Source organism: Nonomuraea sp. NPDC049129 (assembly GCF_040648495.1).
Classification (GTDB): domain Bacteria; phylum Actinomycetota; class Actinomycetes; order Streptosporangiales; family Streptosporangiaceae; genus Nonomuraea.
Map to the genome: position 1 here is coordinate 55637 of NZ_JBEZDU010000036.1, position 12299 is coordinate 67935.

General features: G+C 68.0%; 10 protein-coding genes. 2 read left to right on the forward strand and 8 right to left on the reverse strand.

Annotated features, from left to right (window positions below; all coding sequences use genetic code 11):
- Positions 1-52: 52 nt before the first annotated feature.
- On the reverse strand, positions 53-1297 hold the full coding sequence (locus tag AB0B64_RS54680; RefSeq protein WP_358202241.1) for an MFS transporter: 1245 nt from the start codon (positions 1295-1297) through the stop codon (positions 53-55).
- Positions 1294-2376 carry a PLP-dependent cysteine synthase family protein gene (locus tag AB0B64_RS54685; RefSeq protein WP_358202248.1) on the reverse strand — a complete coding sequence of 361 codons (1083 nt, stop codon included), beginning with the start codon at positions 2374-2376 and terminating at the stop codon, positions 1294-1296. Before AB0B64_RS54685 ends, AB0B64_RS54680 begins: the two co-directional genes overlap by 4 nt.
- Before the next feature lie 777 nt (positions 2377-3153).
- Between AB0B64_RS54685 and AB0B64_RS54690 the strand changes: the two genes are divergently transcribed.
- A complete protein-coding gene (locus AB0B64_RS54690) occupies positions 3154-4557 on the forward strand; it encodes an aminotransferase class V-fold PLP-dependent enzyme (RefSeq protein ID WP_357959715.1) in 1404 nt (467 codons plus the stop codon).
- A 118-nt stretch (positions 4558-4675) separates the two neighbouring features.
- Here the strand turns inward: AB0B64_RS54690 and AB0B64_RS54695 are convergent, their stop codons facing one another.
- From AB0B64_RS54695 to AB0B64_RS54715, 5 genes are all read right to left on the reverse strand, one after another.
- Positions 4676-5185 (reverse strand): GNAT family N-acetyltransferase, encoded by a 510-nt coding sequence (locus AB0B64_RS54695; protein ID WP_357959713.1) that lies wholly within the window; start codon positions 5183-5185, stop codon positions 4676-4678.
- 118 nt (positions 5186-5303) lie between these two features.
- Entirely contained in the window at positions 5304-5906 is a 603-nt protein-coding gene (locus AB0B64_RS54700; protein ID WP_357959710.1) for a superoxide dismutase, read from the reverse strand.
- 316 nt (positions 5907-6222) lie between these two features.
- Positions 6223-6567, reverse strand: coding sequence for a DUF6300 family protein (locus AB0B64_RS54705; RefSeq protein WP_357959707.1), 345 nt, complete (start codon positions 6565-6567; stop codon positions 6223-6225).
- Entirely contained in the window at positions 6564-10118 is a 3555-nt protein-coding gene (gene dnaE, locus AB0B64_RS54710; RefSeq protein WP_357959704.1) for a DNA polymerase III subunit alpha, read from the reverse strand. Before dnaE ends, AB0B64_RS54705 begins: the two co-directional genes overlap by 4 nt.
- 136 nt (positions 10119-10254) lie before the next feature.
- Complete coding sequence (locus AB0B64_RS54715; RefSeq protein ID WP_357959702.1) at positions 10255-11241, reverse strand: DUF1838 family protein; 987 nt, start codon at positions 11239-11241, stop codon at positions 10255-10257.
- A 149-nt stretch (positions 11242-11390) separates the two neighbouring features.
- Between AB0B64_RS54715 and AB0B64_RS54720 the strand changes: the two genes are divergently transcribed.
- Positions 11391-11819 carry an SRPBCC family protein gene (locus tag AB0B64_RS54720; RefSeq protein WP_358202269.1) on the forward strand — a complete coding sequence of 143 codons (429 nt, stop codon included), beginning with the start codon at positions 11391-11393 and terminating at the stop codon, positions 11817-11819.
- Positions 11820-11830: 11 nt separating this feature from the next.
- Here the strand turns inward: AB0B64_RS54720 and AB0B64_RS54725 are convergent, their stop codons facing one another.
- Complete coding sequence (locus tag AB0B64_RS54725; protein ID WP_358202273.1) at positions 11831-12223, reverse strand: hypothetical protein; 393 nt, start codon at positions 12221-12223, stop codon at positions 11831-11833.
- Positions 12224-12299: the final 76 nt, after the last annotated feature.

Here is a 12299-nt window from a genome sequence, read left to right on the forward strand (position 1 = left end):
CGCCGCTGGTCAGGTGGCGGTCGCCACCCGGCCTCCGAGATGGCGCCGCTGGTCAGGTGGCGGTGGCCACCCGGCCGACAGGGGTGAGCCGGTCGCGCCGGTCCAGCCGTCTGACGGCGGCCGCGGAGGCGAGGCCGGCGACGGCCAGCAACAGCCAGGGCAGAGCGGCCAGCCGCGTCGTACGGGCCGCGTCGAGCAGGGCGCCGGCGACCAGGTTGCCGGCCAGGATGCCCACGCCGGACGCCAGGTTGTAGATCCCGTAGTAGGTGCCGATCAACCGATCTCCCGCCATGTCGGCAATGGTGGCCATCTCGAAGGGAAAGGCCATCAGCGTGCCGACGGTGAGCAGAAGAGTGCAGGCGAGCACGGGCAGCATCGCCCACACCGGCGCCAGAGGCAGGTGCGCCGCCACGGCCGGTGGCAGGAAGGCGAGCCCCATGAGCGCCAGACCGCGGCTGATCGCCTGGCCGCGACTCCAGCGCGCCGCGCACCAGGTGGTCAGGTGCACCTGCCCGGCGATGCCGAGCAGCGCGGAGAGGGCGTACAGGGCCATCACCCCTGCCTGGCCGCCGCCGAAGCGCTGCACCTGCAGCGGCAGGGCCAGATACATCTGGTACGACAGCGCGTACGAGGCGATCATCGCCGCGGCGAAGGAGACGAACGCCCGGTTCCCGAACGCCGCGCGCCACTCGCGCAGCACCGGCTGGTGCTCTGCCGCCCGAGGGCGCCGGGCCGGAAGGCACGCGCCTTGCAGGACGGTCAGCACCGCGAAGATCGCCGCCGCGGACAGGCACACGGCCGGGAAGCCGACGCTCATCAGCGCGATGCCGGCCAGCGGGCCGAGCAGGATGCCCGCCTGGTAGAACACGTTGAACACGGCGAAGGCCGCCACCTTGCGCTCGCCGGCCTCGACGGCCAGGTAGGCGCGGGCCGCCGGGTTGAACAGCGCCCCGGCGAAGCCGGTCACGGCGGCTGCCGCGAGGAGCCAGGGCAGTGAGGTGGTCAGCCCGAACAGGGCGAACCCGATCGTACGCAGCGCGCACCCGGCCATGATCATCGGCTTGTAGCCGAGCCGGTCGGCCAGGGTGCCGCCGATCAGGAACATGCCTTGCTGGCTGAAGTTCCGCAGGCCCAGGACCAGCCCGATGGTCCAGGCCGCCAGGCCCGCGGCGGCCGACAGGTGCTGGGCGAGGTAGGGCATGAGCATGTAGAAGCCGAGGTTGATGCCCAGCTGGTTGATCTGCAGAAGTTGAATCGGCCGGTCGAAGGAGCGGAACTGCCGCAGCGCGCCGCTCATCGCGTTCCCGTCAGTGGGTCCATCACGTGGGCGCAACGCGTCCAGCGGTGTACCTCCCGCTCGCTCGGCGCCGGCAGGAGGTCCGGTTCCTCCGCCGGGGTCGTGTCGAGCAGGCCGTGCCGCTGGCAGTACTCGTCGTCGAAGATGGTGTTCCAGTATCGCCAGGGCCCGTCGGGGAAGATCGCGACGATGGTCTGACCGGAGGTGGTACGCGCCAGCCAGCGGGCCACCAGGGTGACCGCGCCGGTGCTCCAGCCACCCGAGATGTAATGCCGGGCGGCCAGGGCGCGGCACGCCCAGACCGCTTCGGCGGCGCTGACCCAGTGCACCTCGCTGAAGGCGTCGTAGGCGACGTTGCGCGGGTGGATGCTGGAGCCCAGGCCGCGCATCAGCCGGGGCCGGGCGGGCTGGCCGAAGATGGTGGAGCCGACCGTGTCGACGCCGATCAGTCTCAGCTGCGGGAAGTGGCGGCGCAGCACCTTGGAGATGCCCGCGCTGTGCCCGCCGGTGCCGACCGAGCACACCAGCACGTCGATGTGCGGCAGCTGGGCCAGCAGTTCGTGGGCGAGACCGGCGTAGGCGTCGACGTTGTCGGGGTTGTTGTACTGGTCGGGACAGTAGGAGCCGGGAAGGTCGGCGAGCAGGCGCTGCACGCGCTCCCGGCGGGCCTGCTGCCAGCCGCCGACCGGGTGCGGCTCGGTGACGATCTCAAGGCGGACGCCGTAGGAGGTCAGGAGCCGGCACATCAACGGCTCCATGCCGAGGTCGCCCACCAGCACGACCGGGTGGCCGAACACGATGCCGGCCAGAGCCAGGCCGAGCCCCAGGGTGCCGCTGGTCGATTCGATGATCGTCGCACCCGGTGCGAGCTCCCCCCGGGCTCGTGCCTGGCGCACCATGTGCAGGGCGGGCCGGTCCTTGATGCCGCCCGGGTTGAAGCCTTCGAGCTTGGCCCAGAATCCCCCTCCCCCCGGTACGAACGGCTCGGAAATGAACGCCAGCGGCGTATTGCCGACGGTGAGCGACAGAGTGGAATAGGCGGCCTCTTGCGGGCGCGCGAACATTGCTGGTGATGACATTGATAAAATCCCCGAAGAATACGCGAAATTCACGGCACGGCGATATGACCGCGAACTTGGGCGGGCAGTGGACGACGAAAGCAGACGCAGTCCTGGCCTATACGCGCATCACGCTTTCCTGATCGGGCCTGACCCCCCGGCCGATATCGGCCGGCGACGAAGCGGCCACGGCGGTCCGCGGTGCCGCCGGGCAGGGCAGCACGACCGCCGGCCCGGCCGGCAAGGTCGGCGCGCCGGTGGGATTGGTGGCTGAGCGGTCCTGCTCGGTTCCGTGTACATGGCCTACGGGCAGGTCACGATGCAGGCAGCGGACGCCGTGCCTGACCGGAGAGACCCCTCGGGCCGCCGGCTGAGCGCCGTGAGCGAACGCAGAAACCCCTCCGCCGGCCGGCTGAGCGCTGTGAGCGACCGGTTCCGACAGTTCCACGGCCGCGCACGCGCCGCCATGGGCGAACACCACGCTGAGGACCAAGGCGATCGCGAACACCGCGTGCGTCAGCAGCCGGCCGGTGCCACGGGCGGCCGGTCGGCGCGAACGGAGCGTTCGTGTCGCAAGCATCACCGGTGATAGTGCCCGAAAGGCAGCCGGACGCGCCCCGCAATAGCAATGCTTCCGGTAAAGCTCGTGCCGTCATCCGGTTTCGCGGGCGCGTCGATGGCCCGCTCACCGACATGGGGGAAAGAGCGTCCTACCGTACGGCCATTTCTCCCGTACCGCGATTTACGGTGGACATTCGCGCCTCGCGTGAATCGCGCGGATATCAGGTGGAGTCCCTCATGACCCTGTCCCGACGCCGGATCCTCGCCGGGCTCGGCGCGCTGGCCGCCGGCGCCGCGACCCGCCCAGCTGTGACGCCCTCGGTCCCGGCCACGACCCGCCCCGCCCCAGCCGCGACTCCCCCAGTCCCGGCCGTCACGCCTTCAGCCCCGGCGGTGACGTGCCCAGCCCCAGCCCCGGCGGAGGCGCTGACCGTACCCGGCGGCGGTCTGACCCCCGAGCAGCTGGCCCAGGACGAGGGTTTCTGGGCCACCGTCGCCCGCCAGTTCCAGGTGAGCGCCGACTTCGTCAACCTGGAGAACGGCTACTACGGCATCATGCCCGAGCCGGTCCGGCTGGCGTACCACCGCAACATCGACCAGCTCAACGAGCGCAGCTCCCACCTGCTGCGCACCGCGTACAAGCCGCGAGCCGACCAGATCCGCGACCGCATCGCCACCCTGCTCGGCGTCACCAGGGACGAGATCGCACTGACCCGAGGCGGCACCGAGGCGCTGCAGAGCCTGATCTCCGGCTACCGCCGCCTGCGCCCGGGCGACGGCATCATGTACGCCGACCTGGACTACCACAGCGCCCAGTACGCGATGAACTGGCTCCAAGCCCGGCGCGGCGTCCACCTCGCGCGGATCGTCATCCCCGAGCCTCCCACCCGTCAGGCGGTGCTGGAGGTCTACGAGCGCGCGCTACGTGAGCACCCGAAGGTGAGACTGCTGCTGCTCAGCCACATGAACAACCGCACCGGCCTGGTCACGCCGGTGCGCCAGATCGTCGCCATGGCCCGCCAGTACGGCGTCGACGTCATCGTCGACGCCGCCCACTCCTGGGGGCAGCTCGACTTCACCCTGCCCGACTTCGACGCCGACTTCGCCGCCTTCTCCCTGCACAAGTGGATGAACGTACCGCTGGGGGCCGGATTCCTCTACATCCGTGCCCAGCGCCTGGCCGACATCGACCCCCTCTACGCCGACGAGACCTATCCGGCCACCGACATCCGCTCCCGCGTGCACTCCGGCACCATGAACGTCGCCCCCTTCCTGACCGCCGACACCGCCCTGGACTTCCACGACACCCTCGGCGCCGAGGTCAAGCAGGCCCGGCTGCGCTTCCTGCGTGATCGCTGGGTCCACCAGCTGCGCGACCTCCCCACCGTGCAGATACTCACGCCGGACGAGCCCGACATGTACGGCGCCATCACCGCCATGCGACTGCGCCGCCGTACCTCTGAAGCCGACAACCAGGCCGTCGCCGACGAGCTCATGACCCGGCACCGGATCTTCACCGTCGCCCGCACCGGGATCACCGGCGGCGCCGCCGTACGCGTCACCCCGGCCCTGTTCACCTCCGCCGACGATGTGGACCGGCTCGCCACCGCGCTGCGCGACATCGCCCGCAGAGAGGCGTGATCGGGCCCTGCTCCAGACCGCCGGCGACCCGCAAAGACGCCGGCGGCGGACGCGCGCCGGCGTCCTTGCGGGACGCCGGCGAGCGTCCGCCGCCGCCCTTCGGAGACCGCCTAGGGGATCAACGGAAGCTCAGCTCGTACTCGACCTGCTCGATCGGATTGCCGTCACCGAAATCATGCTTGCGAGCCGCACCCGACTCGGTGAAGCCGCTCTTGGCGTAGAAGCGGCGTGACTGGGGTGTGTCGCGCAGCGTCCACAGATGTACCCCGCTGAAGCCCTCCTCGCGCAGCCTGGTCAAGGAGGCGGCGATCAGGGCGCCCGCGCTGCCGGTGCCCCACCCGTCCGGGTGGCTGTAGAAGCCGAAGATCTCCGCGTCTCCTGGGCGCGTCGGCGAGGGACCGAAGTAGGAGAAGGTCAGCGGCCGTCCATCCAGGGCGGCGAGCAGGATGGTGCCTTGCCCGTCCGCGAGCGTGTCGTGCCACTTCTCGCGCCGGCTCCGTACGGCTTCGGCGAAGTACTCCGGGTCGAAGAAGCCGTCGTAGGCCACCTTCCAGGACTCCGCGTGGATCTCCCCCACCACGTCTCCGTCATCCGTGGTGGCCTGAAATGTCGAGATACCTTCTGCCATGAGGTGATTCTTTCATTTTGGGCCTGCCGTCACCGCCCGAGACCACGGCGATCCCGGTGCAGGCGGCGCCCGCCCGGCTCGCTGGACCAAGCTGGCGGGCAGGCGCCGCGGTCATGGGTCAGGCGCCGCGGACGGCCTCGAAGCGCGAGATGACGTCGGTCCAGTTGATCAGGTCCCAGAGCTTCTCGACATAGTCCGGGCGCACGTTGCGGTACTGCAGGTAGTACGCGTGCTCCCAGGCGTCGAAGACCAGCAGCGGAGTGGTGTTCATGCCGACGTTACCGTGGTGGTCGTAGACCTGTTCGACCACCAGCCGACGCCCCAGCGGCTCCCAGGCCAGCACGCCCCAGCCCGAGCCCTGCACGGTCGCGGTGGCCGTGGTGAGCTGCTTGGCGAAGGCGTCGAAGGAGCCGAAGTGCTCGTCGATGGCCGCGCCCAGCTCACCGTCGGGGCGGTCGCCGCCGTCCGGGGACAGGTTCTGCCAGAAGATCGTGTGCAGCACGTGGCCGGACAGATTGAAGGCGAAGGTCTTCTCCAAGCCGACCAGGCCGCCGTACTCGCCCTTGTCCCGGGCCTCGGCCAGCTTCTCCAGTGTGTCGTTGGCGCCCTTGACGTAGGCGGCGTGGTGCTTGGCGTGGTGCAACTCCAGGATCTCCCCGGTGATCGCGGGCTCCAGCGCCGCGTAGTCGTAGGGCATGTCCGGAAGGGTGTAGTCCCCCATGTCGGTCTCCTCATACGGCCATTAATGCATATATCTTGCAATAACGATATATGTGCAAGTAGGTCCAAGGGAACCACAGGGCGCCCGCCCAGACGCGAGGCGCCCCCGGGCAGGCAGCCAGCAGCGGGCGAGCCGCCGAGCAGTTCGGGGCAGGCAGACGGCGGGACCCGGAAAGGCCCGTCAGCCGGACGGTTGGCGGGGGACGGCTGTCTGGGTACATGAAGGCGCAACGGAACAGGACGCCCGTACGTGCTCACGGGACGCTCATGGAAGTCCACGGCCGTGAGGAGATCATGCGGCGCGCGTCCGAATGACGCTACAGGTCGCCGCGCCGCCACCGGCTTATCTCGGCCTCCAGCGCCTGCTCGTCCAAAGGGGACACCGACACGTTCTGGGCCCACGCCGCCAGCAGCCGCGCGAGCTCCGCGTCCCCATGGTCGGCCTTGCCGTGGACGTGGAACCACGTGATCAGCGGCGCCGCGTGCGGCGCATCCTCATCGCAGGCAGGGCAGAGCACGACCCCGGTACGGCCGTGCACCCACCCTCCGCCTGCGTTGGCCCAGCCGTACGGTACCCGCGCCGACAGCAGCGCTTCGCCTTCGCAGCGCGGGCACGTGGGCGGCCCCGCGGTCGAGACGACCTCGATCCGCCGTTGGGTCACAGCATGATGGCTTCCGGTCCGAACAGCTGTTTCACGTCCGCGGCGAAGCTGGGTTCGGCGTTGACCGAGAACTCCGGCAGAGCGCACACCAGGGTCTTCCCGCTCAGCCGCTGCACGTTGATCCGCAGTGGCACGCTGCCCTGGTGCAGCTTCAGCACGTTACGGAGCTCTTCCACGGTTTGCTGCGTGAGGCGTTCCTCGCGGACCTGGATGGTGACGGGATGCCCGGAATCGCTGGTGATGCCGGACACGTCGAGCGGGGTGAGATCTTGCGCGAAGACGCTGATGGCGCCGTCCCGGTTGTTGATCTGGCCGCCGACCGACACCACGACGTCGCCGCGTAGCTCCGGGGCGTACAGCTCGTAGCTCTTGGGGAAGAACAGGCACTCGATGGCCGCGTCCATGTCCTCGACCGTGACGATCGCCCACACGTTGCCGGCCTTGTTGACCCGCTTGTCGACCTTGGTGATGAGGCCGCACACCCGTACGTCGCCGCGGTCGTCACGGCCGCTTTCGAGGAGTTCGGCGATGGTGGTGTCGCGGTTGCGGGCCAGCAGCCGCTCCGTGCCCGCCAACGGGTGGTCCGACACGTACAGGCCGAGCATCTCCCGCTCGAAGTCCAGCAGTGTCTTCTTGTCCCACTCCATGTCGGGAATCTGTACGGAGAACGCCGCCTCGCCCTCATCGTCGCTCGGACCGCCGAACAGGGAGTCCTGGCCGTGGGCCTCGTTCTTCTTGATGTCGATGACCGAATCGACCGCCTGCTCGTGCACCATGAGCAGGGCCTTACGCTGGTGGCCGAGCGAGTCGAAGGCGCCCGCCTTGATCAGCGATTCGATGACTCGCTTGTTGCAGGCCGTCAACGGCACCTTGCTGAGGAAGTCGTTGAAGTGCTCGTAGCGGCCCTTCTCGGCGCGGGCCTTGACGATGCCCTCCACCACGTTCTCCCCGACGTTACGGACGGCACCCATGCCGAAGCGCACCTGGGTGTCACCAACGGCGACGAAGTCGAGCTGGCTGTCGTTCACGTCCGGCGGCAGGACCTGGATGCCCATCTTGCGGCATTCGGCGAGGTAGACGCCCGCCTTGTCCTTGTCGTCACCCACGGAGGTGAGCAGGGCGGCCATGTACTCGGCGGGGTAGTTGGCCTTCAGGTAGGCGGTCCAGTAAGCGACCAGACCGTATCCGGCGGTGTGGGACTTGTTGAAGGCGTATCCGGAGAACGGCAGCATGACGTCCCAGAGCGCCTGGATCGCCTCGTCGCTGTAGTTGTTGGCGCGCATGCCCGCCTGGAAGTTGGCGTACTCGGCGTCCAGGATCTCCTTCTTCTTCTTACCCATGGCGCGGCGCAGCAGGTCGGCGCCGCCCAGCGTGTAGCCGGCCAGTTCCCGGGCCACGGCCATGATCTGCTCCTGGTAGACGAGCAGGTGGAAGGTGGGGCCGAGGATGGGTTCGAGCGCTTCCTTGAGCTCGGGGTGGATGGGCTCGATGTCCTGGCGGGCGTTCTTGCGGTGCGCGTAGTTGGTGTGCGCGTTGGCGGCCATCGGGCCCGGCCGGTAGAGGGCGAGCACTGCGGCGATGTCCTCGAACCGGGTGGGCTCCATCAGTCGCAGCAGCTGCCGCATCGGGCCGCCGTCGAGCTGGAAGACGCCCAGGGTGTCGCCGCGGGCCAGCAGCTCGTACGTGGTCTTGTCATCGAGGGGAAGCGTCAGCGTGTCGAGTTCCACGCCCCGGTTCTGCTTGATGATCTTGATGGCGTGGTCGATGATGCCCAGGTTGCGCAGGCCCAAGAAGTCCATCTTGATCAGGCCCATGTCTTCACAGCTCGGGTAGTCGAACCCGGTGATGATCACCTTGTCCTTGTCCCGCATGTGCATGGGGATCAGGTCCAGCAGGGGCGCCGAGGACAGGATGACCGCCGCCGCGTGCACGCCCGTGCCGCGGATCAGACCCTCGATGCCGCGGCCGGTGTCGATCACCTTGCGCACATCCTGGTCGTTCTCGTACAGGGCGCGGATCTCGGCGCCTTCGATGTAACGGGGGTGACTCTCGTTGAACATGTCCGCCAGCGGGACGCCCTTGCCCATGACGTCCGGCGGCATCGCCTTGGTGATCTTGTCACCCATCACGAATGGGTAGCCGAGGATGCGGGAGGCGTCCTTGACGGCGGCCTTCGCCTTGATCGTGCCGAACGTGTTGACCTGCGCGGTGGCCTCGCTGCCGTACTTCTGGGTCACGTACTGGACCATGCGGTCGCGCTGGCGGTCGTCGAAGTCGAGGTCGATGTCGGGCGGGCTGATGCGCTCGGGGTTCAGGAACCGCTCGAACAGCAGGCCGTGCTCCAACGGGTCGAGTTCGGTGATGCGCGTCGCGTAGGCGACGATCGAGCCGGTGGCGCTACCACGGCCGGGCCCCACCGCGATGCCGTTGTCGCGGGCATGCCGGCAGATGTCGGCGACGACCAGGAAGTAGGAGGAGAAACCGAGCGGGCCGATGACCTTCATCTCGGTCTCGTAGCGCTCCATGACCTCGGCGGGGACCGGGGTGCCGTAACGCATCTCCAGGCCGCGTTCGACCTCCTTGCGCAGCCAGGACTCCTGCGTCTCGCCCTCGGGGACGTCCGGGTATTGGGGCATCCGGTCCACGTAGGCGAACACGTCGCTGTAGTCGCCCACCATCTCGGCCACGAGCAGCGTGTTGTCACACGCTTCTGGCAGATCGGCGAACAGCCGGCGCATCTCGTCGGCGCTCTTGAGGTAGTAGCCCGACCCATTGAAGCGGAACCGGTTGGGGTCGTCCTTGTTCTTGCCCACGCCGACGCACAGGAGGCTGTCGTGCGCGTCGGCCTGGTCCTCGGTCACATAGTGGCTGTCGTTGGTGACCAGCAGCGGGATGTCGAGCTGCTTGGCCAGCCGCAGCAGGTCGGCCCGGACCTCCCGCTCGATGTCGATGCCGTGGTCCATCAGCTCCAGGAAGTAGTTCTCCTTGCCGAAGATCTCCTGGTATTCGCCGGCGACCCTGACCGCCTCGTCGTACTGGCCGAGCCGGATCCGGGTCTGCACCGCACCGGACGGGCAGCCGGTGGTGGCGATGATGCCGTTGGCGTATTGGGAGATCAGGTCCTGGTCCATCCGGGGCTTGGAGTAGTAGCCCTCGAACGAGGCCAAGGACGACAACTTGAACAGATTGCGCAGTCCGTTCGCGTCCTTGGCCCACATGGTCATGTGGGTGAACCGGCCACCGCCGGAGACGTCCTTGCCGCCTTCGCCGTCCGCCACACCGGTCTCGGCTCGCGACCCCCAGAAGACCGGCTTCTTCACGAACCGGTTCTCCGGCGCCACGTAGGCCTCGATGCCGATGATGGGCTTGACGGGGCTGTCCTTGGCCACCTTCTGGAACTCGTACGCGCCGAACATGTTGCCGTGATCGGACATCGCGATCGCCGGCATCTCGAGGCGGGCGGCCTCCTTGAACAGCGGCTTCATCTTCGCCGCCCCGTCAAGCATGCTGTACTCAGTGTGGACGTGCAGATGTACGAAGGACTTGCTCACCCGTTCCCCTAACCTTGCCCCGGCCCGACTGCAGCATGAGCCTATTCCGTCCCGCGAGGCTGTTGGAGCATCGAACCGAAGGGGCAGACACCCTGTTGCCGGGGTGTTGCCAGAGTGCAAGGTGGCTCCCGGAAGGTCAGCCCTTGCCGTTGGCGGCGCACCAGCCGGACCACGTGGTGGCGCCCTTACCCAACTGCTTGTTGTAGAAGGAGCTCCAGGAGTTCTCGCTCGGGCCGGGCGCGGTGGGAGCGGCTTTGAAGAGCGGGTAGGCGGTGTCGACCTCCGCCCGCAGCCACGGCTCGACGTCCAGGTAGGAATCCAGCGACCAGCTGCGGGCGTGGTAGGTCAGCTGCCCGCGAACGCCGGTCTCCGGCAGGCACATGAACGGCGCCCACGGGCTCGTCCTGGCCCAGCTGATCTTGGTGTCCATCGCGCCCTTGGGGATGCTGCCCGCGACCGTACGGGCCGCGACCTCGCGATCGTCGACGTAGAAGTCGAACATCTCCTGGGCCGCGTAGACGCCGTTCACCAGGCCGAACTGCTCGCCCAGCGTGGCCCCGAAGTCGGTACGTACCGGGATGTCGCTGGTCCACTCGGTCTCGTCGTGCATCTGCCGCAGGGGCGGGCCGACGTAGGAGGAGGTGACGTTGAACGGGCCGAAGTTCACCGTGTCGTTGTTGATCGGGACGACCGGGTAGGTGCGCTGGTCGATCGGGTTCTTCCACTCCCGCAGGATCTTCGTGGGGTCGGTGGGGTCGGTGTAGAAGACGATCTCGCGGGAGAGCTGGTAGAGCTGCGTGGTGCCGGGCACCCGGTACAGCCGCCGGATGTTGTAGCCCTCGATGTTGAACAGTTTCTGGCCATGGCGCAGCTGCGGGTCGTAGGCGTTGCCCTCGATGTTGGCGTAGACGGCCCCTGAGATCCGGAAGACCATGTCCTTTCCGTCCGGCCGCCCATTGGTCTGCAGGGACAGCAGCCCGCTCTTGTCCGTAACCGTCTTGTAGACCGGTCCCGGATATGTCGGATCCTCTGTCTGCTGGTCCGCCGCTGCTCCAGGGATGGCGACGCACACGAACAGCGCGGCGAGGGCCGCGGACAGGGTTAAGCCACGACGCTTGGACAAGGGTGCTCCTGGGATGCCGAGGGTGACAGTGATCAGGCTGATCATCCCAGGCCGCTGTTCGTGATCATTCCGCGCTTCCCGGCGGTAAGAAATCTGACCACAATTCTTCGACATAACTCGCAGGTACGGGAGGCCAGGTGTCGAGCAGCGTGCTGACCCACGAATTCCACGTGGACGCCACACCGGAGAAGGTGTTCGAGCACCTGACGACGCCGGAGAGCTACATCGGCCTGTCCCCCCTCGTGGTGGCCGTCAGCGATGTGGACCGCTCGGAGCCCGACGTGATCCGGTACAGGGCCGTCGAGCGTTTCCGATTTTTACGGATCTTCACGTACGACAACGCGATCGACGTGGCCCTGCACACCGACGGCCTGTCCGTCCACGGCGAGGTGCGGAGCCCGGGACGCATACGCATGGCCTACCGCTTCGACCTTGAGCCGGACGGCACCGGTACCCGGATGAGCGATCGGCTCGACCTGACGGCGCCATGGCTCCTGGCCGGGTTCGCGGCCGGCCAGGCGCGCAATGTCCAGCTCGCCCGCGCTCGGATCCTGGCAGCGCGGCTGTCTCGTAGGTAGGCCCTCAGCTGTCAGGCGCAGGTGTATCCGGACGGTAGTGCGGTGTTGCCGTTCGGGCGGGTCGCCTGGAAGCCGACGCTGGTGATGCCGGCTCCGGGGGCGAGGGTGCCGTTGTGGGCGACGTTGTAGACGAATTTCTCCGCCAGCTTTTTGGTCTCTTCCCGTCGGCACCGCCAGTCGGACTTGGCGGAGATGCGCGTACCGTCCAGCTTCTTGAAAGGGTCGGGGAGCCGGGAGTTGCTCGGCAGGGATCCCGCGTCGGGCAGGCCGGTCACCACGCAGTCGGCGCCCTCGTCCTCGACTCCGGTTGCCGCCGTTGCCCTGGTGGGGGCTACGGTTAGCGCTCCGGTGAGCGAGAGTGTCACGGCTACCGCCAGCGCGACGGCCCTCGTACGGAGGGTCATTGGGCTCTCCCTTCCAGGTGGGGCGTTGGCGATCAGTCTGAGAACCCGCCTGAAACGTGTCAACGCACATCCGAAA

What these genes read in the sequence shown, in the direction of transcription:
- AB0B64_RS54680 (WP_358202241.1), bottom strand. Translation starts at nt 1,297, where the DNA reads ATGAGCGGCGCGCTGCGGCAGTTCCGCTCCTTCGACCGGCCGATTCAA.
- AB0B64_RS54685 (WP_358202248.1), bottom strand. Translation starts at nt 2,376, where the DNA reads ATGTCATCACCAGCAATGTTCGCGCGCCCGCAAGAGGCCGCCTATTCC.
- AB0B64_RS54690 (WP_357959715.1), top strand. Translation starts at nt 3,154, where the DNA reads ATGACCCTGTCCCGACGCCGGATCCTCGCCGGGCTCGGCGCGCTGGCC.
- AB0B64_RS54695 (WP_357959713.1), bottom strand. Translation starts at nt 5,185, where the DNA reads ATGGCAGAAGGTATCTCGACATTTCAGGCCACCACGGATGACGGAGAC.
- AB0B64_RS54700 (WP_357959710.1), bottom strand. Translation starts at nt 5,906, where the DNA reads ATGGGGGACTACACCCTTCCGGACATGCCCTACGACTACGCGGCGCTG.
- AB0B64_RS54725 (WP_358202273.1), bottom strand. Translation starts at nt 12,223, where the DNA reads ATGACCCTCCGTACGAGGGCCGTCGCGCTGGCGGTAGCCGTGACACTC.